This is a genomic window from Mycobacterium sp. E3247 (assembly GCF_001667785.1).
Classification (GTDB): Bacteria; Actinomycetota; Actinomycetes; order Mycobacteriales; family Mycobacteriaceae; genus Mycobacterium.
On sequence record NZ_LZJG01000162.1, the window covers coordinates 1 to 21,952 of the forward strand.

Below are 21,952 nucleotides of genomic sequence, written 5' to 3' on the forward strand. Positions count from 1 at the left end.
CAGACCCACCCGCTTCTGGCGATGCGCGCTTCTGTCCTTCAGCGAGAACTGGTCACAGGCCGATCGGGATTGGGGCGACACTGGTTCGCGTCTGCGCCTGGACATACCGCTGTTTATACCAGTGCTTGTCGCTGAACGGAAACGTTAGCTAGTGTACGAAGCCGGTACTCAGTGTTGTGCGCACCAATGACGCTCGGCATAGCCGGGCCAGCCGCGTCAGAGCTGCAGCTGCTTGGTTGACATGTGCGTCGAAAGAGGTGGCCGCGGCGCTGCTGTCAGCTGCAGTACGGCGTGGGTCTGCGCCATCGGCACCCGGCGATACGTGTGAGCCGGCCAGCCCCACGGTCTTGCACGTCGAGCACGGGGATGGGGAGTTCACGTGCCAACGCGAGTAGGTCAGCGTTCGACAGTGCCATCGGATTGGTCATCTCCCTCTGCGGCAATCGGGGGCAATCGCTCAAGGTCGCGAAGGTGATCAATAATCACGGCGAGGCTCTTAAGAGCCTGCGGAGTCAGCCCAGATGCACGCGTTGCCAGGTCGCGGACGCCGTTGTCGCGCAGCGCCTGTAGAAGATCGAGTTGCGCGTCGATCGCCGAGTCGGTGTCGCGATCGATCAGATACGACGCCGGCAAGCCGAAGAAATCGGCGATCGCCCGCAGATGCGTGACCGTAGGGTTGGTTTTGATGCCGTTTCTGAGCTGCCACAGGTAAGCCGGACTGATCGGGACACCGGTTTTAGCCGTGATCGCCGCCGCAGCTGCGGCGTTTGAAAGCGGAGACGTGCCGGGCTTCCGCATGATCTCGAAGAGCTTGTTCAAACGCGCTGCCAGCTCGCCGTTATCCGGTCCTTCGGCCTGGACATCGTCCACTCCCAATGCACTCCCGTTTCATGCGCATGCCAGCAGCACGTGCCCATGTTACGCCTGCGGTCACATCCACCAAAGTGGTGCGAATCGGCGACCGGCATGTCGTAGCCGGATAGCTGGGCGTCATCGCAAGCTTCTTCGAGAGGCGTCCAAAGCCCCCCGAGCAAATTAATCGAACGATGACTGCCGCCCACGATATCGCTGGCCTTGGTGCTGGCTGAACCACTCACCGCCACCGACATATGGTGCGGACTCGGCGCCCAACAACACGTCAATGAACCTGGCCAGCAGAAGCTGACCGTATGGGGCAGTCGACGTGAGCGCGGCGACGTGAACGGTGCCCGATGGGACGAACCGCAGCCCAGAGGCGCGCTTCTCCTCGCTGCGCCCGCGCCCTTCGATCTATTGACGAGCCGCTGGCGGCTCGGCCACTTTCAGGCACACAAGGCCTCCAGTGTCGGTAGATGCAATCGTGGTCACGGCACGCGATCCTCGGCTTCGTCAACCATGTGCCAGTTTGGGGATGCCGAGCCCAATGGCGGACACCTAGCGGCGCTGTAGCCGAAGTTGCAAATCGACCGGTTTAAGCGTCATGGCTTCGGACGCCGAAAGGCAATACCCGGGTCGTGGTTCTAGGTCATAGCTATGAAGCACGGCCGTCAGGGTCAACATGATCTCGTGGAGGGCGAATCGGCGGCCAAGGCAAGCCCGAGCGCCGGTTCCAAACGGCTTGTAGGTGTGGGGCGGCAGTCTGCGGATGTTGTCAGGCATGAACCGGTCGGGGTTGAAGTCGTTGGCATCGGGCCCCCAGGCATGTGCGCGGTGAGCAGCGATGAGGTGGACGAACACCCAGTCGCCGGCGCGGAAGGCATGCGCGCCGTTTCCGATCGTAGTGTCTTGGCGGGCTTGACGGAAGTAGCCGGGCGCGGCTGGCCACAGCCGTAGGGTTTCATCGACTACCCGGCGTAGATATGTCAGCTTGTCGATGTCACCGAAAAGGACGTTGGAGAATGGTTCGCCGGGCCAAAACTGGTCGATCTCGGCGCGGGCTTGCGCGGCGACATCTGGGTGGATTGACAGGAAGTGAAGGGCGAAGGCGATCGCATTGGCCGACGTTTCGCTACCGACGACGAGAAGCGTCAGGAGCTGGTTGATGATGTTGTCATTGTCGAGCGAATCGCCAGTGTCTGGGTCGGTTGTGTAGAGGAGGACGTCTAGCAAATCGAGCGTTGAACCGGCCGTCGAGCTACGGCGACGGACCTCGACGATGTCAGCGACCTGCCGGCGGATCCCCGTCTGGTCCCTATGGTGTTGATTTCTTCTTTCCTGGGGAATGTCGGCTGTGTGCCGGTCAGCGTACGCGAGTTCCCGCAGGAAGGCGGCGATGAAATCGTTTTCGCGCGGGTCGCTGAGCTTACTGAACGAGTGGCCCATCCCAATGCGAGCGATGATTTCCATAGTGAGTCGGTTGGCATCGGCGGGGATCGTAATCCAACTCCGGACGGCGCTTTTCCGGTTCCAGCCATCGATGAGCTCTCCTATGGCGGCAACCATCGTCTCGTGGTATTGCGTCATCGCTGTTCTACTAAACGACGGCATCATTATGTTGTGCGCTTTGCGCCAATTCGGTTCATCACTATAGGCGGTGAATAAACCATCACCGAGGATGTAGCGCCGCAATCTGATAAGCGAGGGACCGACGTGCTTTTCCCACCGGGTGTCGTCGTTGACTTCGTCGATGAGGGCGGGGTCTGCGAGAAAGACGACCGGCTGGCCGATCGGCTGCTCAATCATTCCGCTGCCGAGATGCCGGAGCTCAGCGGTCACTTTTTGGACGGGTTTGTTGAAGTCGATACTGCTGAGATCTCCAATGACAGGAAACCGAAAGCGTGAGGACGGGTCGCTGGCGGGAGGAGAGATATCCGCGGTCATGTGCTCGCTTTCACTTTGTGGGGGCCATCGGGCTAACGTGCTCGGTGGCCATATAGGCGGGTCTCCACCATTTCGCCAGTCTCAACAGTTGGGCGGCTTCCTCGTCGAGAGTTGTCGATCGGGTGCGCGCCATCGGTGCCGTGTCAGGTGATTCCCGTGCGGCGCCTGCGATTTTCGCTCTGGCGGCGTGTGCTAGCTCAAAGGCGTGGCTCGCGGCATCCCGGTCACGGGTTGGCACCGAAAACGCGGTCAGGAACCGAGCTAGCTCGTGTGGAGGCACGTCAGGGCAGTAGGGACGCAGCTGCAGGATGGCGTCGCGGATCTCGATGACGGTTTGGTGTAGTTGCAGAGCGGTCTTTTGGAATCGGTGATGGACATGATCGAGGTTGAAACTACTTTCCGGGACAATGGTTGTCATGCTTAACCGCAGTGGTTCCAATCTCTTCCAGGTGCGGCTGGTGGGATCCAGTCCGAGGTAACAGAGCAATCCTGCTGCTAGCGGAACAGTACCGAGAATGAACACGACGACTGCTATACAGAAGAACTCGAAGCCGTGAAACCACAACCGCCACTGCAAGGTGCTCGTCCAGCCTAGCTGGTCGGTAAGCGCCAAAATCACCGCCTCTGAACAACCTACAGCGGTCACGACACCCAGCAGTAGCCCTCCCACAGCAAGCAAGAATTCGCGGCGGCGGGTGCTCTTGCGCAGCTCCGCGGCAAACATCCAACTTACCCGTGCCGCCACCACGAAAATCATGGTCAGATACAAGCTCCACGCCAAGATCGCGTCCCAGCCACCAGAGACTTCCAAGGTTTGACCGGCGACCCGGGCACGGGTTGCCGCGGCCAAGTATGCGAGGCACAACACGACCGCGGCCAGGCGGTAATAGGCGTGGGCGCGGCGCGTTTCGACCGGTGAGAGCCTGGTCCACAACATCGTAAATCCAATGAATTCGGTGGAGGCAAAAATCATTGCAGCGAAACCTAATTGCTGGGCCGTGGTGACAGTCATCAGCGCGCTTCTGGAAACCAAGACTTCTACGCTGTGCTCGCGGAGAAGCTGGGCAAGCAGCACGAATGCCATCAGATTGTTGTAGTAAGTGTCGTAGAGGTTACTCCTGCACCACCGGTAACGCGCGGCAAGCACGATCACCATCAACGTGATCACGGACCAAGCGATGATGCCGGGGACGGTGGCGGTCACTAGCGGCGGAAGAAGGCGCTACGCATCATCACCGATGTGCGCTCATTGGCCTCTGCGGCGGCGATCATCAGCAGGGAAGCAAACATCTCCGCGTCCCGCTCTTGGTCGCTGCCACCGTTAGTGCGTCCCAACACAGCGCGCACTGTGTCCGGATCGATGTCAGGCAAAACCTGGCGGCACAGGGCCCGTTCGCGCGCCTTGTCGATGCCGAAAGCGCGGCTTCTGCGATGACCTAGAACAATGTGCCCGATCTCGTGGCCAACAATCTGGTCGATGTGGTAGTCGCTGGTCCCCGCCTCATGCAGGATCAAATCATCGTCATCGCGAGCCAGCCATAGTCCACATGGACTATCGGCCAGTGCCGCGGTGTCGGTCGGAACTAACCTGATCGGCCGACCGCGCAATTCAGACAAGTGGTTTACAAAGACGTCGCGGTCCCAAGGGACCGGGATCGGAAGCTGGCGCGCTAGCGCCAGCATCTCGGCATTCGATATTGTCACCTACACCTCACCACCGGCGGGAGGCCGCGATCTGCGGCCGCTCAAACTCGCGAACGCCATAGAGATCAGTGCCACGCTATTGCGCGCCGCCGGAGTCAGGCCGCTTGCGCGCATTGCCAAGTCCTGCACACCATCCTGTCACGCAAAGCCTGCATGAGTCTGAGTTGCGCGTCGATCTGGACATCCTGATCGTCATGGATGAGATGGGTGGCCGGCATCACGAGTAGCGCGTAAATGCTGGACCGCAGGGTTTTCGTCGAACGCAGCTTCTGAGCGTTCAAGAGCGACGGCGAGTTTGGCCGATGCATGACGTCGAAAAGCTCGTTCAGACAGGCCGTCAGGTCGCCTGTCTCCGTACCATTGACCTCAACGTCGCCGCGCACTTTGCTCCTGTTTGATATGCCCGCCAGCGGTGTATACTGATGTTACTACGCTGATTCAACATGCGTCAGCACGGTTTGAACACGGCACCTGACGGTGGGTGATCACGAGGATCAGGACTCGGATATGCCGCGCCGTCCACAACGTGTAGCTTGCCGACGCCAGAGCGCGACAACACACCCAGTTACCGATACGTCGCATGCCCGTCTCGGCCATCACCCGCAACCGCGACTCGGCACTTGAGTGACATCGTCGGGGGAACAACATCGCGCAGCCAATTTCCGCTACATTCGACGTTAGAAGTGCAAGCTCATGATTCCCTCCCATCGCGACACGCCACGCGGTGTCATCGATTCTGCTCTAGGGAAATCAGGAGCCCTCACAACCCGTCTTGGCTGATGATCTGTTGGTGTAGCTCTTCGGCGCGCGCTCGCACTCGACTGGATTTAAGCTTCATTCCCTGAACTGGTCCGATGCCCACCGCGATCATCTCTTCAAGAGTTCGGTAGATGTGAACCAAACCGACGCTCAGCGGTCTCGCTCCGTGTGTCTGATGAAGAGGGCGCGCGATCAGTTCGTCGATTCCTCTGAATGCTTCGTCGAATTGACGTCTTTTCAGTGCGACGTCGACTTCGATGCAGTCGAAAGTGTGCTTGTCGTAGTCGTTCGCAACAGTGCGTAGAGTTGCTAGCCGGTCGTCTACCGAAGCGCCGAGATCGCCTGCGTTGATTTGTTTGACCAGTTCGTCCATGACTGCGTTCGGCCGAAGTTCATCACTCGGGTCACGTGCAAGCATCTCGTCGAGTTCGTGAATCACCTTCGCAATCACAACATCGTCGCGATATTGTGTACGGCCATTGAGAGATGATCTTACGAGGTAGGCCTTTTCGAACGCTAGAGCTTCCCCTTTTGCGTTCAGGGATTCGCATGCGATCACTGCCCGCAATGCGAACAGCGCCCAAGGTCGCATGGTCGAAGCGTCCGTACCCGCCTCGTTCAGATCGACCACAATGGAGGATGCCGCCTGGAGAGCCAGCGCTTCTCTTACTTGTTCAGGTGGATGTGTCCACAACTCGCGCAATACTTCTCGCGCGAGATTCACTGATGTGTAGACATCGCCGCGACTCATTCGACAAGTCGACACCTCTAGCTTCAACCACGATTTGGTGTAAAGGAACATCTTGGCGTGCTGCGGGTTGCGTGTCGGCAGGTTGTCGAGGTGGTGATCGATGAAGCTGAGCAACGAGACAGCATGTGCGGCAAGCTGGTCGACGACAAAGTACTGGTTTTGCTTTCGTGCGTGCGCGATCCATCCGTGGAGGAAGTACATCATCATCGTTATCTGCTCGCTCAACCGGATTGGCGGTATTTGGCGGACAAATAAGCGTTGAAGGATCTCATGGACGAGTGGGTGGATGTCGATGGTATCGCTTGCCTCGTTCTGCTCGCCGTCGTCGTCGAGGAGCAATACGCGGTGGGCTATCGACTGGGTTCGCATGATGCTGATGTGACGCCGACGCAGCGCAGCGTCCGCAAACGATGGTTCTGGCAAATGCCCAAGACGCATCTCGATGCTCTCGGGCATCGAGGCGATCAGGTAGTTCAGGGGAATCATGTCAGGGGTGAGAAGTGAGGCGCGATAGAGCATCGCCTGCACCATCCGTACATCTTGGCGGTCGTGGCCAACGATCCCTGATCCAAGATGCCGAACCGCGTGCTCGATGGCGGCGAAGGCCGTGCGATCAAATCCAGGCGGTATGGATCCGATATCTTCGAGCGCGTCCAATTGGGCAAAGTAACCCGCCGACAGCTCGCCGACTGTGCCCGCGGCGTTGCGAAAGTACAAGGCCGCCATGGCGACGGCCAGCGGTATCGACCCCAGGCGAGCGACAATCTCTTTGACCGCATCGGACCGTTCAGTCGTCGCATCGAGGCCTGCGTAGCTAGCAAAACAGGCCGTTGCCTCGTCTTCTGCGAAGGGCCCCACAGTCAGAATCGTTGACGACGGCCACCAGCCGGTTTCATTAGTCGTCGTCACGAGTACGCATCCATTGCCCTGGGTCGGCATAAATCTTTCGATGTCGGCGCGGGCAGGTACGCCGTCAAAAACGACAAGCCAGGGTCCCCGATGGCTGGCCAACGCTTCGCGGAAGCGTTCTGAAGGGTCAATGGTGAGTGGAAGCTCAGTCCGGGTCAGTTCCTGCACGAAGCGCCGGAGGTTGGCCTCAATCAGGCCTGTATCACTGCAGTCGATCCAGCAGATGAACTCGTAGGAGTTGCGATACATGTGGCAGAAGTGTGCGGCAAGCGAAGACTTCCCATAGCCGGTTTGGCCCTGTGCAACCAGGTGTTTAACTTGGTGTCCGTCGGCTGGCTTCCCGAGCGCTTCGCGTACCTGTTCGAGGAGGTGCAGTCGGGTCACCGTCGCAGGCAACACGGGTATACCGTTAACGGGTACGCCCCAATCAAAACTGCCCACGACGTGGGCGATCTCCGGATCGGGGATCGACATGAAACCGACGATTTCGAGTGAATCGAACTTAGCCGGACCGTCTCCTGTTGCTGACCGGAAAATTCTGTCTAGCAATAGTTTTGCGATTATTCGACATGAAACGCTGCCTTGCCCCAGGGCTTGGTCCGAACGAAACTGTCGCACAAGGTCTTCAATGGCCTCCGTCAGGTGCTCGATCGAGCGCTTGTCGACGACGATCAGCGAATCCGTATCACCCTTAGTCCCGTCCGGGTCAAGGCCGACATAGTCCCACTGCTCGATCTCGTCAGTATCCAGGGTCTGCGAACATCGTTCCTGCAAGCCTGGACCCAACGGACGGTTCGTTACGAGCACTGACCGTGTTGCCAACTCGCCGTTGAGACGTAGAAAAACGGTCTCGGCTTCGCCGTGGTAAAGCTTGTTGTCGTCGGGGTTGCTGGATCCCTTTACTTGGGCTCGCTCCACAATCCGGTCGTCCAAGCCGATCGCAAAGTCGATGATGTCGTCGTCCCGGGCGATGCCCTCATTCATCAGCGTCGTCGGCTCGACATGGAGAGTAATCGCCGGCAATTCGCTCAGGTGATCGCGCATATAGCGGAGAAAACAGTCTATCGTTGCGAGATATTGATAGCGGTAACCAAACGCGGACTGATTACCACCGGCCACTTTCTCCCTCCTTTCACACTTGTGGGCGCCAGGGCGGCAGTCGCGGGTCCTAAAGCCAAGCAGGAACCCCCTATTCTTCGTTGTCGTCGTCCAAAGTCACTTGCATCATCACGTCTCCCCAGCTATCCATCTCGTCGTCGACATCAAAGAGTTCGCGCTGATATTCCTCGGGTATCAATCCGTTGGCGATCGCGGCAAGGATTGCGAACGGCTGCATCAACGGATCGCGGAAACGGTAACGATACCGTTTCTTCTCGCCCCGACGTTCAAGAACATGGCCGCGGCTTTCTCCGAGGAAGCTGGAAAGGTGACGTGAAAACGACGGAGTTTTGTCGGGAGAACCCATGATTCGGGAGATCGGCTCCTCGACGGCCTTCGCGGCGAAGTATCCGAGTTCGTCCTTCTGCGCCAGCGCACAGGCAGCCAGCACCTGGGCGTAGAGGTTCTCAGGCCGACAACTTTCAACAGCATGGTGGTACAGCGCCGCGCCAGAATGCGAGCTTACGACGGCTTGAGTTGACTCGATCACATCATGGAGGAAGACCGTCTCACGATCATCGTTGACCGCTCTTTCGCCAGCCTTCAACGACAAGAGGTGGCCGTAGGGCGGTAACCCTTCGGAGACGCGAACGATTCGTTCGACGGCGCTTTTCTCGATTTGGACCGCAGCCTCAAAGAATCCCCGCGTCACGAGCTCGCGCATCTCCACGGCATTCATTCGAGGAACCTGAACCTCCTCCAGGCAACGCCGAACGGATTCGTGCTCTCCGATGAGATTTTCGATCGAATCGGCCACACCCACGAACACAAGTTTGCTGGCGACTGCATGATCAGACAGCGCTTTTATGGTGTCGGCCATCAAAGACAGCGCCTCGTCGTCGTCGACCCGGTCGTACTCGTCGATAACGATGACCATATAGGGATTGACACGAGACAGTACGCGGCGCACCTGGTCTGGATTGGGCGTTTCGTAGTCGGGGAAATCGCTCGTGGAGTCGATACCCAGCTCTAAGAATATCTTGGCCCAGATCGATCGAAAGTCGTCGCCGACGCTGCAGTTCACTCGAACGGCGTACCTGCGGTAAGCGTCTTCGGTCGGCACCAGCAGATCCGACAGAATGTTAGCCAGACTGGTTTTCCCGACGCCACGTTCGCCATACAAGATGGCGTGTCGCCCCGGCTGAACCACCGCCGAGGTGATTTGCAGTATCTGGTCGATGCGGCCGGAAAACGCAGACCGCGAGCTCACCGGTGTGCTTGGTGTAAACACCCTGTTCAGGGCCATGCGGCGGGCGAGTTTCGTGTCGGCTTCAGGCCTGGTCACGGCGACTGACTTTAGTCCGACGCGCAGATCGACTGCAAATAAACGAGCCTCTACTGTTTATATGGTCCATACTACTGTATCTACCTTACTTGCGACTGTGAGATAGCAACTCGAGCGGCACCCGGCTCGCCGTGACGCGGCATCTCCCCCAGTTAACGGACCAACATCCGGTCACTGCGAAAACACTCGGACATCACTCCATATCCTGGCTGATCAACGGCTTAGCTGAAGGGTCTCAACCCGTGTCGCAGGTGGCCAAGTCCCCTCGGACACAATCTATTAGCTACAGGCATATAAAGACCTGCTTTAACTTGGATGAAGTAGATTTCTAGCGTTTGCTGACGTCCATCGGATATCGCCTTCCTCCGACGCGTGACTGCCGCGGATACTGGTTGTCGCGCGTCCATGCACACCAACCCCGGCCGACGGCTGGCAAGCGCTCTTCCCTTGATGTGTTCCGCGATCGCGGCCGACCAGATGCCAGTTCGCTGGCGAGCCAGGGCTGATGCGCATGCCGGCACTTAGCCCCGAGACAAGAGAACCCCGGCCGCATCATGGCTCATGTCCAGAGAGGCGGAATCCGGGGACTTCTGGCCGCTATATCAGCCGTTATTGACATCGGCATAAACCTGCGCAACACCCGGCGGACGCTTCAATGCTCCTGCTCAGGACCCTTTTTGGCTCCCGTTGTCTCACGCCATTCACAATGGCACTGGGCACCGACATCGACCCGAAGCGCGAAGACCCCGCAGCGTGCCGCTCCTACGTACAGCAAGCCAGCGTCAACTGAGCGAACGGGCATCCCGCGCGACACGTAACCGACAAGCATCCAATGAAGACGGTGTTCGGTGTTCGGTATAGACCGAACACCGAACACATGCGATGATCTACCCATGACAGGATCGCTCCGCACCGAAATGAACGCCGTCGACGAACTCGCCGGTGCCGTGGCCGCGGTGGGGCTCAAGTTCGTGCGCGCGGACGAAGCCAACGATCTGTACGCGGACGGGGTCCTCGTCTTGCCCGACAACCGCCAGCTGCTCGTCGAGGTCAAAACCTCGTCACTAATGACCGCAAAGGGCTTGCGGGACCAGCTACAACTGTGGAGTCACCAACTGCGCGCGAACACCGTCGGCGTGGTCGTAGCCAACCGCATTACCGCCGATGCGCGCGAAGAGCTCCGCGCTGCCGGCTGGAGCTGGTTGGACACTCGCGGCCACCTACGGCTCGCCGCCAATGGACTGCTGGTAGACGCGAACGTGCCGGCTGCCATGCACGCGCCACGCCGGCGCGAACCGTTCGCCGGTCAAGTTGGCATCGAATTAGCGTCAGCCATGCTGCTCACACCCGACCGCGTGGTCTCCATTCGTCCCCTCGCCACGCAGATCGGCCGCGCCCCCAGCTCGGTATCCGACACGATTGCCGCGTTCCGCGACGCCAACCTGATCGCTCCGGACGGGCGCCCCAGAACACCAGAGCTCTTCTGGGAGTTAGCGTCACGGTGGAAGCCTACCGAACTCGCCGTGGCAAGTGAGCCGCGAGACGGTGGCCTGCTTAATGCGCTGCGGGTGAACCTCGACGACTTCGACAAGCCCGGATGGGCGCTCAGCGATTCGCGCGCTGCCGCCGTATACGGCGCGCCGATCGCGATCAGATCAAACCATCCACCGGTGCTCTACGTTCCCGACCAGCAGGTGATGCGCCGCGCAGCCAAACTGCTCGCACCCGCGCGCGAGCACACCACGCCCGCAGCCGTCTTGCGTGTTGCACCCACGCCCCTGGTTTGCATATACCGGCAAGATCCAGTGGATTTTCCCGGCAACGGGAACAACGAGCACTGGCCCATGACCCGCCCCCTTTTCGTGGCTCTCGACCTGGCCCAGGACCCAGGTCGAGGGCGCGAGATGCTAGATAGCTGGACTCCCCCAGAGCCGTGGTCTCGTGTCTGGTAAACAGCTTCAGACCCCGCGGGTAGAGCTGCTGGGCGCCCAAATGTCGGCACTGACGGACGCAATCCGCACCACCGAGACGCTGACTGGTCAGCCTGTGACGGTGATCGGAGGCCTGGCCGTGATATGCCGCCTCAGCAGCCCGCATCGTGCCACCAGCGACCTCGACATCGTCAACCGCCGCAGCGACCATCAAGCCCCTCAGCTCGAACTGCTGATAGCGAAGAGCGAGCCGGTCGAAGGACGCAACGCGGCGCTGGTCACGACTGCGGCCGGAAAAGTGATCGTCGACGTCTTGGAAGTGGCCGACGCCGATTTGCACCCGCTGCCCGACGATCCCACCGGCCGGCTCTTCGTGCTGTCGCACGCCTGGGCTGCTGCCACCGCGACTCCGATCATCATTGGTGTCCACGGACAGCCTGATATCGCGGTTGCAGTTGCCGAGCCCGGCCCGCTGATCGCCATGAAACTTCAAGCGACCTTCGATCGCGGCAAAGCCAAGGAAGGCACGGACTTGCTTGACATCGTCCGCCTCACTTTGGATCAACAATCGGGACCCACGGTGCGAGAGCAGCTTTCAGTGGCTGAGTCCCAGCTCGCGCAGGACATCGCACAACACGTGGAGTTCTGCCTCAACGCGCGCGCCGACCGATCGCTATCACTGATCAACGCAATCCCCGAAGGCGCCGACTTACGTCTCGATGACATCCACCTCGCCGCCGAGCTACTCAGCGGAGCGCTAGCCCACTGACCGCTGAACCTCACTTTGGAGCAGCACAAGCTTGCCTGATTCGTTCGCCAGTAGTTGCCAGCGCGGCGTCGGCAGGATAATGACTCGTCAGGATCAATGGCTCAGTTGAAAGATCTCAACTCGTGTCGCAGGTGGACAAGTCCCCCCTCGGACACGCGCGGTGCAGGCCCGCTTCCCGCCTCGAGAGACGGCCTGCCGAAGTCATGCGCCAGGGGTCGAGAAGTGGCTCCTCCCGCTGCACGTCCGATGCGCGGCCACCGCGGCCGCGACGCGAGCGAACCCCTGTCCCAATCCCGTACGCGTAGAGTCGGCTTAGCGTCAGCCGAAATCCGGTTTCCCCGTTGACAGGTCAATTGCATGCATGATGGTGCCCACCTAGGCGTCGAGATCGACCTTGACGCTTTGTGGGCGGCGGTACCGTGCCCCACGCTGGTCATCGATCACGAGGGAATCGTGCGGGCGCTGAGCGGGTCGGCCGAATCGCTCTTGCCGGGAGCGGTGCCGGGCAGCCGGATCGACGAGTCGGTCGATTGGCTCTGGCGGGCACACGACCGTCTCATCCAGGCTGCCCCCGCTGCGGTCGATCGGGACACGTCCGTTGTCTCGGGAAACGTCGTCTCGGGAAGCGTCGTCTCGGGCAACGTCGTCTCGGGAAACGTCGTCTCGGGAAGTGTGGGCGGCCGCAAGTTCGACGCGCACGCCGCGGTCCTGCCCAGCGGCGAGGTGGCGTGGTCACTGGTCGAGGACACCGCCCAGCTGTTGCGTCAGGCCCAGGAGGCGCTGGCGCGGGAGCAGGAGCGCACGGCGATCCTGCTCGAGGCTTCTTCGGTGTTGACGGCGTCGCTGAACGTGGACCGCTGCCGGGAGGCGACCGTGCAGATGGCCGCCCGGCACCTGTCCGACGCGGCGGTGCTGGTGGCCCCGGCGGGCCGCGGCCGGCGGCTGCCGGTCTTCTACAGCGGAGCGGCCGGGGTGGTCGAGCAGTGCAGTGTCGACGCCGACCCCGCGGTGGTGGCGGGCCTGAGTGAGGCGCTGCACGGGTTCCCGCCGGTATCCTCGGGCTGGATCGACCCGGCGACAATACCCGAATGGCTTGTCCCCCAACATTTCCCGGGCCCAGTCGGCTCGGTGATGATTTTGACGCTGCCCGGCCACGGCGTTTCCGCCGGGGCGTTGGTGTTGCTGCGGTGCATCGATCGGCCGGTGTACAGCGCGGACGACGAGATGTTCGCGGGAATGTTCGCCGCCCGGGCCGGGGCGGCGTTGTCCGCCGCGCGGCTCTACGCCGAGCAGGCCGCCATCACCCGCACGCTGATGCGTGACCTGCTGCCCCCGCCGCTGCACGGATTGCACGGCATCGAATTCGCCGGCGGTTACCGCGCTTCGAAGGATTACGAGGTCGTCGGCGGCGATTTCTACGACTTCCACCCCGGGGCGCGTCCGGAGGACGAGACGCTGGTGGTCCTGGGCGACGTGTGCGGCAAGGGCCTGGAGGCCGCCGTGATGACCGGCAAGATCCGCAACACGCTGCAGGCGCTGACGCCGCTGGCCCAGGACCACGAGGAGGTGCTCACGCTGCTCAACCGCGCCATGTTGAGCGCGGATCACACCCGGTTCGCCACGTTGGTCCTGGCCTCGGTCGCCTACCGCGACGGCCAGGTGGTGCTGCGGTTGACCTGCGCCGGGCATCCGCCGCCCTTGATCGTGCGCGACAACGGGCAGGTGGAAGAGGCCGACACCAAGGGCACGCTGGTCGGCGCCCTGGAGCGCATCACCGTGCAATCGTTCGAAACGTCCCTCGCGCCCGGCGAGACGTGCCTGCTTTACACCGACGGAATCACCGAGGCGCGTGGCGGACCGCTCGGCGACGACTTCTTCGGCGAGCAACGGCTGGCGGCCTCGCTCACGGGGTGTGCCGGGATGCCGGCCGAAGCGGTCGTCGAACGCGTCCTGATGCTGGCCACGCAATGGGTGGGGCAGCGGGTGCACGACGACATCGCGGTCGTGGCCATCACTGCCCCGCAGCGCACCCACCTCAGCGCCGTCGACGGCCACACCCGGGGCAGGTACGTGGCATGAGGCCTTACGATGCCGATTCGGCCGCCGCCCGCGCGACCGGCGCCACCGACGAACTCCTTGTCCGCGAACGACTTTGGGGGGCGCTCACCGACCGCGACGAATACGCCGCGGCGGCCACCGTGTTCGCCGCGATGGATGCCGGCATGACGGCGGAGGACGTGCTGCTCGAGGTGATCGCCCCCGTCCAGCACAAGGTGGGCACCGAATGGGCCGCCAACCGCATCAGCGTCGCCCAGGAACACGCGGCCACGGCCATCAACGATCGCGTCATCGCCGCGTTGGCACATCACCCCGCCGGCAAAGCCGTGACCCACGGCGGCCGAGTCGCTGTGGCGTGCGTGGACGGCGAGTGGCACGCTTTGCCCGCGCGGCTGCTGGCGGAGGTCCTGCGGTTGCGCGGCTGGCAGGTCGACTTCCTCGGGGCACAGGTCCCGACCCCGCACTTGATCGCCCACCTGCACCAGCACGGCCCGGACGTCGTGGCGCTCTCCTGCTCCATCCCCACCCGGCTGCCCACCGCGCACGCGGCGATCGTCGCGTGCCAGTCCGCCGGGTTTCCGGTCCTGGCCGGTGGCGCCGCCTTCGGCCGCGACGGCCGCTTCGCCCGTCGGCTGGGCGCCGACGCCTGGGCGCCCGATGCCCGGACCGCCGATCAACGCCTGAACCGGGGATTCCCCGCCGTCAGGCGGATTCCCAACCGCCAGCCGGTCGATGACCTGCCGCATCTGGTAGACCAGGAATACACCTTGGTGAGCCGGAGCGCGGCGCAGCTGGTCAAGTCCACCGTCGCCGACTTGGAGGACCGCTTTCCCGCCATGCGCGCCTACTCCACGCAACAGCACCAGCACACCGTCGAGGACGTCGGCCACATCGTCGACTTCCTCACCGTGAGCTTGTACGCCGACGACGACGCGTTGTTCGCCGACTTCATCACCTGGACCGCCGACATCCTCGCCGCGCGCGGCGTTCCGGCGGCGTCGCTGCACCCGGCGTTGGATTTGCTGACGGCGCAACTCAAGGAGTTCCCCCGCAGCCAGCGCCTCCTGGCGGCAGCAAACCATGCCCTCACCACCGTCGGCCCGGGAGCGTCGGTATGAACCTCTCCCTGGACGTCACCGTGACCGGACGATCGGCCTGCGTGCGGGTGTCCGGCGACCTGGTCTACGAAACGGTGGATGCCATGGTCGACGCCGCGGACCGGCTGCTCAGCGCAGTGCCGTCCCCGGCACACCTGCACCTCGACCTCTCCGGACTGGCCTTCTGCGATTCCGCCGGCCTATCCGGCCTGCTCCTCGTCCATCGCCGGAGCTGTCAGGCGGGCGTGCAGCTGCATTTGGATCAGCGGCCGCGGTTCCTCGATCGCATCCTGGACCTCACGGGAACGTTCGAGCACCTCGTCACCGCACCGCGCGGCGATGCCGGATCACGGAACGCCCCGGGAGAGAGCCGGGTTCGCTGACCGGCGCGGGGCCGCTGCCGAACCCGTAGGCTCGGTGGTGACCGATGACACCCAACGGATTCCTTCGCCGCACTGCGACGCGCACGTTCCGCGACCGTCGCGAGGCGGGTCGCGCCGTGGCCGAACAGTTGACGTCCTACCGCAACAGGGACGACGTGCTGGTTCTCGGCCTGGCCCGCGGCGGCGTGCCCGTCGCCTGGGAGGTCGCCGCGGCGTTGCACGCGCCCCTGGACGTGTTCCTGGTCCGCAAGCTCGGGGTGCCGCACTGGTCGGAGCTGGCGATGGGCGCGCTGGCCAGCGGCGGCGGTGTCGTGATGAACGACGACGTGGTGTCCAGCCTGCGCATCACCGACGAGCAGGTGCGCGAGGTGATCGACAACGAGGCGGCCGAACTGGCCCGCCGCGAGAGCGCGTACCGCGGCGGCCGCCCAGCAGCGAATCCGGCCGGCAAGGCGGTGATCCTGGTCGACGACGGGATCGCCACCGGCGCCAGCATGCTGGCCGCCGTCCGGGCGGTGCGAGCCACGGGCCCGAAGTCGATCGTCGTCGCGGTCCCGGTCGGGTCCGCGACGACCTGCCGTGAGCTCGGGCTCGAGGCCGACGAGGTGGTTTGCGTGTCGATGCCGGCCGGGTTCGAAGCCGTGGGCCAGGTATACGCCGACTTTCATCAGGTTGGCGACGACGAGGTGCGTCAGACGCTCGCCACGCCCACCGGCTGAGTGCTACTTGGCGGCGTCGTCGCCGCGGCCCTCCACGGGCACCGCCGACTGTTCGGTGGCCTGTTCGGTGGCCGCTGAATCAGCGTCCCCCGACGGTCCGTAGCCGCCCTCGTCCGGGGCCTCCTCGGGGTAGTCGACGGCCTCGTCGCTCGCGTCGGCCTGGGCCTCGCCCTCGTCCTGGTGCTGGTCTGCGCCGCCCGCGTCGCGCCGCTGCCGCTCCTGCAACGCGTCGACGATCAGCAGCACGACGCCGAGGACGCTGGCGCCGATGCACACCCAGGCGACCAATTCGTTGCTCGTGACCACCGCGAACACCAACGCGACGAGCCCGACCAGGGCCAGTACCAGCGCAATGATCAGCATGGGTCATCCTCCAAGCGGCGAGCGGGACAGCCAGTTCGTGTGCAGGTCTCAGTGTGCCAACCGCGCGGCTTGGCGAGTGTCCGGCACGCCTGTGAGGTTAGTTGTTACCCCGATTGAATTGGTCGAACCCGCCGGCATCGGCGCTGGAGTCGACGGGTGCCGCGGATCCGCGCTGGCCGAGCTCCTCCAGCTGCGATTCCAGGTAGGTCTTGAGCCGGGTCCGGTACTCGCGTTCAAAGGTGCGCAGCTGCTCGAGGCGGCCTTCCAGGACGGTGCGCTGCTGGTTGATCGTTCCCATGATCTCGGAGTGCTTGCGTTCGGCGTCGGCCTGCAGGGCGTCGGCCTTCTCCTGGGCCTGGCGCAGCTGTGTCTCGGAGCGGGTTTGGGCGTCCGAGAGCATCGCGTCGGCCCGCTGCCGGGCCTCGGTGACCGTGGTCTCGGCGGTCTGGCGGGCCTCGGTGAGGATCTGGTCGGCGTTGGCGCGCGCGTCGGCCAGCATCTTCTCCGACTCCGCCTTGGCGGTGCTGGTCAGCCGGTCGGCGGTGTCCTGGGCCAAGCTCAGCACCCGAGCGGCCTTCATGGCCTGTTCCTCGTTGCTCGACGCGGCGGCGGGCGCGGCTACGGGCGCCGGCTTGGGCGCCGGCTCCGGCTCGGGGACGGGAATCGCCTGAGTGGGCGCGGCCGCGGCGGCCGGAGTGGCTCCGGCGCCACCGCCGGCGGCCAGCTCCTGGTCCAGCTCCTCGATCCGCTGACGCAGATCGCTGTTCTCTTCGATGAGCCGCGTCAGCTCGGCCTCAACCAGATCGAGGAAGGCGTCGACCTCGTCTTCGTTGTAGCCCCGCTTGCCGATCGGTGGCTTACTGAACGCCACATTGTGGACGTCGGCTGGTGTAAGCGGCATTGTTTCGTCCCCTCAAGTTCCTGTCTAACGTTCTGGAAAGTGTAGAACGCAGTGGTAGCCGTCGTGCAACTGCCGTCCATCCTGTCACACCAGGCGCGACCGTTGCTGTTTAGGCCAATAAATAAGAACCAATTTCAAACCCTGAGGGCAATAAAATCCGAAACCTTAGAATTTTTAAATCGCAGCCATCAAACCGAAGCTAAAACGTGGCCGAACCGTCTCCGGGCCGGAAGCCGGGCCGACGGCAGGCTCAGGTTTGCGCGGCGCCGAACGCCAGCTGCATGCCGATGAACGCGACCAGCAACAGCACCATGATGGACAGGTCGAACCGGACCGCCCCGATGGTGAGTTGCGGGATCAGCCGGCGCAGCAGCTTCACCGGGGGATCGGTGATCGACATGATGATCTCGAGGATCACGACCGTGATGCCGGTGGGATGCCAGTCACGGCTGAACGAGCGGATGAACTCGACGACGACCCGAGCGATGAGCAGCAGCCAGAAGATGAACAGCGCAAACCCAAGGATCTGAAAGAACAGCACCAACTGAAGAGCCCCGACCTTACCGATGAGATGTCAAGCGCCGCGGGCGTGCGCGGCGAATGCCAGCGTACCGACTCCGGGCGGTGGGCCACATCTCAACCGGCATCTCAACCGGCCCAGCCGCCGAACGCGGCGACCGGCGGGCGCCGGCCGAGCCGGGGTTATTGGTAAGCGTAGAAGCCGGTTTCGGCGATCCGCCGACGCTCCTCCGGGGACACATCGACGTCGGCGGGCGACAGCAGGAACACCTTGGTCGCCACCTTGTCGAAGGAGCCGCGCAAGGCGAAGGCGAGGCCGGCGGCGAAGTCGACCAGGCGCTTCGCGTCGGCGTTGTCCATCGACACCAGGTCCATGATGACCGGGGTACCGTCGCGGAACCGCTCGCCGATCGTGCGGGCCTCGCTGTAGTCCTTCGGCCGCAGCGTGGTGATCTTCGAGAGGGGGTGGCCCTCCTCGAACATCATCGCCATCCGGCGCGGGTCCATCGCCAGCGCGCCGCGGGTGGAGTTGCGCAGCCAGGACCCGAAGCGGGGCCTGCCCATCTCCGGTCGGTCGAACTCGCGGGGGTGGACGGCGCCGTAGCGCGACTCCTCCCCGTACCCGCCGGGGTAGCCGCCCGGCGGCGAGTAGTCGGCGGGCTCGCGCGGGTCGTCGTAGTCGCGGCCCTCGTACCGGCCTTCCAAGCGACCCTCCATGCGTCCATAGCCGTCGTCGAAGCGCGGGCGCGGGAAACCGCGGGACGGTGCGTGGTCGTCGTAATACTCGTCGTCGTAGTCGTCCATCGGGGCCATACCGAAATAGGCCTTGACTTTGTGCAGTGTGCTCATTGCGTTGACCCCTTCTAGCCCCTGATGCTTGGTGTCAGTGATGAAGATGTGACTACAGTGACTTAATACGGTGACGGTAGCGGCCGCGGGCCCAATAGCGCGGTACCGACACGCACACATGTGGAACCGTGTTTGACGGCGACTTCGAAATCGTCGGACATGCCGGCGGACAGGCCGACCGCGTTCGGATGCGACTCGAGGATGCGCAGGTGCTCGGTTCGCAGGCGGGCGAAGGCCGCGTCGGGGTCCGAGCCCAGCGGCGGGATCGCCATCAGCCCGGCCAGTTCCAGGTGCTTGGACTCCTCGACCTGGTCGCACAGCTGGTCGACCGCACCTGGAACCGAGATGTCGACGCCGCCGCGTGATTCGTCGCCGTCGAGGCTCAGCTGGACGTAGATCCGCATCGGGTCGGCTCGGCGGCCCTCCGCCATGGCCGCCGACACGCCCCGTTCGAGGGCGCCGACCAGCTGCGAACCGTCTACCGAGTGGGCAGTGTGCGCCCAGCGGGCGACCGAGCGGGCCTTGTTCCGCTGAATGTGGCCCACCATGTGCCAGCGCAGGGCCGGTGCATCCGCCCGCGAAGAGGCCGCCAAAAGTTTGGTGACTTCGCTCACTTTTGCCGACGCTTCCTGATCCCGCGATTCGCCGACGGCCCGACAACCCAATCGCGACAAAGTCACGACATCGGTTGCTGGAAAGAATTTGGTAATCGGCAGGAGTTCGATTTCACCGACATTGCGACCCACCGCTTCGGCGGCCGCCGCAAGGCGCGAGCGCACGGCGGCTAATGCGTGCATCAATTGCGTTTCCCGGTCGCCGTGACCCGCCGGGGCCGGCGTCCTGTCCGCCATCGCGGTCACTCCATCCACACCAACGAGGCCAGCCGCCCCGTCGGTGCGTCCCGGCGATGGCTGAACAGGGCCGGGTCGTCGACCGTGCACCGCGGATCGACGTCGATGGCCGTGACGCCCAAACCCTTTAACTGCCAAGCGATTCCGGCGCGAAGGTCGAGTCCGGGGGTACCGGCCGCGGTGGTGGTGCGGCTGCCGGGCAGCGTGGCCTCCACCTCGTCCGCCATGGCCGCGGGCACCTCGTAGTTGCGCCCGCTGACCGCCGGCCCCAGCAGGGCCGAGATGTCCTCGGCGTGCGACCCGAGTGTCAGCATCGCCTCCACGGTGCGGGCCACCACCCCGAGCTGGGCGCCGGCGCGACCGGCGTGCACCGCCGCGGCCACACCGGCGCGGGCGTCGGCCAGCAGCACCGGCACGCAGTCGGCGGTCACCACCGCCAGCGCCAGTCGCGGGGTGGTGGTCACCAACGCGTCGGTTTTGTCGACCGCGCCGCCGCGGGGCCCGTCGACCACCTCGACCCGGTCACCGTGGACCTGGTTCATCCACACCACGCGGTCGGGCCCGAGTCCGATCGCGGTGGCGAGCCGGTTGCGGTTGGCGGCCACCGCCGCCGGGTCGTCACCGACGTGGTCGCCCAGGTTGAAGGAGTCGAACGGTGGACCCGAGACACCGCCGGCGCGGGTGGTGGTCACCCGACGGATGCGCACGCTCACTTCTTCAGTATCCGGAGCCCCCCGGCTGCCAGTGGGCAGCGCCATCCGGCTCCTACCTTTCGTGGCCGGTTTGTCGCGCACTGGCAAGCAACTCGAGACCCTCAGCGGCGCATGAACGGCGGCACGTCGACGTCATCGTCGTCGCCACCGATATTCAGCGTGGCGCCGTTGGTGTGGACCGGCACACTGACTGCGTCGACGGGTTCGAACAGCGTCGACGTGAGCTTGCCGGCCTTCGCGGATTCGATGCGATGCGCCCCACCCTTTTCGGCGGCACTGTCCCCGGTGACCGGTCTGCGGCCGGGGCCGGCCGCGCTGAAGCCCGCGGCGATGACGGTGACGCGCACCTCGTCGCCCAGCGAGTCGTCGATGACGGTGCCGAAGATGATGTTGGCGTCCTGGTGGGCGGCGTCCTGTACCAGCGAGGCCGCCTCGTTGATCTCGAACAGGCCCAGGTCGCTGCCGCCGGCGATCGACATCAGCACGCCCTGGGCGCCCTCCATCGACTGCTCCAGGAGCGGTGAGTTGATGGCGATCTCGGCGGCCTTGAGCGACCGGCCCTCGCCGCGGGCCGACCCGATGCCCATCAGGGCCGTGCCGGCACCGGACATGATGCCCTTGACGTCGGCGAAGTCGACGTTGATCAGGCCGGGCGTGGTGATCAGGTCGGTGATGCCCTGCACACCGTTGAGCAGCACCTCGTCGGCGCTGCGGAATGCGTCCATCAGCGACACCGCGGCGTCGCCCATCTGCAGCAGCCGGTCGTTGGGGATGACGATCAAGGTGTCGCAGCTCTCCCGCAGCGTGTTGATGCCGCCTTCGGCCTGCGAGCCGCGGCGCTTGCCCTCGAAGGAGAACGGCCGGGTGACCACGCCGACGGTCAGCGCGCCCAGCTTGCGGGCGATGCTGGCGACCACCGGCGCGCCACCGGTACCCGTCCCGCCGCCCTCGCCGGCGGTGACGAACACCATGTCCGCACCGCGCAGCAGCTCCTCGATCTCGTCCTTGGCGTCCTCGGCGGCCTTGCGGCCGACCTCCGGGTCGGCGCCGGCGCCCAGCCCGCGGGTGGAGTCGCGGCCGACGTCGAGTTTGACGTCGGCATCGCTCATCAACAGCGCCTGCGCGTCGGTGTTGATCGCGATGAACTCCACGCCCTTGAGGCCCTGCTCGATCATTCGGTTGACGGCGTTGACACCGCCGCCACCGATGCCGACGACCTTGATCACGGCCAGGTAGTTATGCGGGGGGGTCATCATTCGGTTTCCTCCCTGATGGGCTCAAGTTCCTCGCGACGGGATTCCTCCCGCGTGTGCGGCCCGCCCTGGCAAACCCTCAACCTCAACCATAGAGTTAGAGTTATGTCAAGTAGTTCCGCGCAACCAGAACGGTATGGGCATGGCGCGCCCTGACCCCGCAGGCGCGCCGACGCGCGGC

General features: G+C 63.8%; 19 protein-coding genes and 1 pseudogene. 6 read left to right on the forward strand and 14 right to left on the reverse strand.

The window, feature by feature from the left end; translation table 11 throughout:
- Nucleotides 1–396 precede the first annotated feature (396 nt).
- From A9X04_RS08755 to A9X04_RS08785, 7 genes are all read right to left on the reverse strand, one after another.
- Nucleotides 397–876, reverse strand: a complete 480-nt coding sequence (locus tag A9X04_RS08755) for a helix-turn-helix domain-containing protein (protein ID WP_067919405.1) — start codon at nt 874–876, stop codon at nt 397–399.
- Between the two features lie 537 nt (nt 877–1,413).
- Nucleotides 1,414–2,799: a cytochrome P450 gene (locus tag A9X04_RS08760; RefSeq protein WP_082974886.1), complete on the reverse strand. Its 1,386-nt coding sequence runs from the start codon at nt 2,797–2,799 to the stop codon at nt 1,414–1,416.
- A gap of 10 nt (nt 2,800–2,809) precedes the next feature.
- Entirely contained in the window at nt 2,810–4,003 is a 1,194-nt protein-coding gene (locus tag A9X04_RS08765) for an MAB_1171c family putative transporter (RefSeq protein WP_067919407.1), read from the reverse strand.
- Complete coding sequence (locus A9X04_RS08770) at nt 4,003–4,482, reverse strand: hypothetical protein (RefSeq protein WP_067919409.1); 480 nt, start codon at nt 4,480–4,482, stop codon at nt 4,003–4,005. Before A9X04_RS08770 ends, A9X04_RS08765 begins: the two co-directional genes overlap by 1 nt.
- A 116-nt stretch (nt 4,483–4,598) precedes the next feature.
- Complete coding sequence (locus tag A9X04_RS08775) at nt 4,599–4,886, reverse strand: hypothetical protein (RefSeq protein WP_067919411.1); 288 nt, start codon at nt 4,884–4,886, stop codon at nt 4,599–4,601.
- Nucleotides 4,887–5,263: 377 nt separating this feature from the next.
- A complete protein-coding gene (locus tag A9X04_RS08780) occupies nt 5,264–8,041 on the reverse strand; it encodes an NB-ARC domain-containing protein (protein ID WP_156764279.1) in 2,778 nt (925 codons plus the stop codon).
- Between the two features lie 70 nt (nt 8,042–8,111).
- Complete coding sequence (locus tag A9X04_RS08785; protein WP_067919415.1) at nt 8,112–9,365, reverse strand: AAA family ATPase; 1,254 nt, start codon at nt 9,363–9,365, stop codon at nt 8,112–8,114.
- 893 nt (nt 9,366–10,258) lie between these two features.
- On the opposite strand from A9X04_RS08785, the gene A9X04_RS08790 reads away from it, so the two are divergent.
- From A9X04_RS08790 to A9X04_RS08815, 6 genes and pseudogenes are all read left to right on the forward strand, one after another.
- Nucleotides 10,259–11,317 (forward strand): transcriptional regulator, encoded by a 1,059-nt coding sequence (locus A9X04_RS08790; RefSeq protein WP_156764280.1) that lies wholly within the window; start codon nt 10,259–10,261, stop codon nt 11,315–11,317.
- A gap of 40 nt (nt 11,318–11,357) precedes the next feature.
- The gene (locus tag A9X04_RS08795) at nt 11,358–12,065 is read left to right on the forward strand and encodes a hypothetical protein (RefSeq protein WP_067919419.1); all 708 of its coding nucleotides are present in this window, start codon (nt 11,358–11,360) and stop codon (nt 12,063–12,065) included.
- A 357-nt stretch (nt 12,066–12,422) separates the two neighbouring features.
- Nucleotides 12,423–14,144: a PP2C family protein-serine/threonine phosphatase gene (locus A9X04_RS08800; protein WP_067919420.1), complete on the forward strand. Its 1,722-nt coding sequence runs from the start codon at nt 12,423–12,425 to the stop codon at nt 14,142–14,144.
- On the forward strand, nt 14,141–15,241 hold the full coding sequence (locus tag A9X04_RS08805; RefSeq protein WP_067919421.1) for a B12-binding domain-containing protein: 1,101 nt from the start codon (nt 14,141–14,143) through the stop codon (nt 15,239–15,241). The genes A9X04_RS08800 and A9X04_RS08805 overlap by 4 nt, the downstream gene beginning before the upstream one ends.
- Nucleotides 15,238–15,603, forward strand: coding sequence for an STAS domain-containing protein (locus tag A9X04_RS08810; protein ID WP_067919422.1), 366 nt, complete (start codon nt 15,238–15,240; stop codon nt 15,601–15,603). The genes A9X04_RS08805 and A9X04_RS08810 overlap by 4 nt, the downstream gene beginning before the upstream one ends.
- Before the next feature lie 50 nt (nt 15,604–15,653).
- Nucleotides 15,654–16,322, forward strand: a pseudogene (locus A9X04_RS08815) (phosphoribosyltransferase); the annotation flags it as partial.
- 3 nt (nt 16,323–16,325) lie between these two features.
- Here the strand turns inward: A9X04_RS08815 and A9X04_RS08820 are convergent.
- The 7 genes from A9X04_RS08820 to ftsZ all read right to left on the reverse strand — a co-directional run bounded on the left by A9X04_RS08820 (nt 16,326) and on the right by ftsZ (nt 21,771).
- A complete protein-coding gene (locus tag A9X04_RS08820; protein ID WP_067919424.1) occupies nt 16,326–16,685 on the reverse strand; it encodes a hypothetical protein in 360 nt (119 codons plus the stop codon).
- Nucleotides 16,686–16,782: 97 nt separating this feature from the next.
- Nucleotides 16,783–17,586, reverse strand: coding sequence for a DivIVA domain-containing protein (locus A9X04_RS08825; protein ID WP_067919427.1), 804 nt, complete (start codon nt 17,584–17,586; stop codon nt 16,783–16,785).
- A gap of 250 nt (nt 17,587–17,836) precedes the next feature.
- Nucleotides 17,837–18,130 carry a YggT family protein gene (locus A9X04_RS08830; RefSeq protein WP_067919429.1) on the reverse strand — a complete coding sequence of 98 codons (294 nt, stop codon included), beginning with the start codon at nt 18,128–18,130 and terminating at the stop codon, nt 17,837–17,839.
- 158 nt (nt 18,131–18,288) lie between these two features.
- A complete protein-coding gene (locus A9X04_RS08835; RefSeq protein WP_067919431.1) occupies nt 18,289–18,954 on the reverse strand; it encodes a cell division protein SepF in 666 nt (221 codons plus the stop codon).
- A 62-nt stretch (nt 18,955–19,016) separates the two neighbouring features.
- Nucleotides 19,017–19,805 (reverse strand): YggS family pyridoxal phosphate-dependent enzyme, encoded by a 789-nt coding sequence (locus A9X04_RS08840; protein ID WP_067919448.1) that lies wholly within the window; start codon nt 19,803–19,805, stop codon nt 19,017–19,019.
- Between the two features lie 5 nt (nt 19,806–19,810).
- Nucleotides 19,811–20,518 carry a peptidoglycan editing factor PgeF gene (gene pgeF / locus A9X04_RS08845; protein ID WP_067919433.1) on the reverse strand — a complete coding sequence of 236 codons (708 nt, stop codon included), beginning with the start codon at nt 20,516–20,518 and terminating at the stop codon, nt 19,811–19,813.
- Nucleotides 20,519–20,619: 101 nt separating this feature from the next.
- On the reverse strand, nt 20,620–21,771 hold the full coding sequence (gene ftsZ / locus A9X04_RS08850; RefSeq protein WP_067919435.1) for a cell division protein FtsZ: 1,152 nt from the start codon (nt 21,769–21,771) through the stop codon (nt 20,620–20,622).
- Nucleotides 21,772–21,952: the final 181 nt, after the last annotated feature.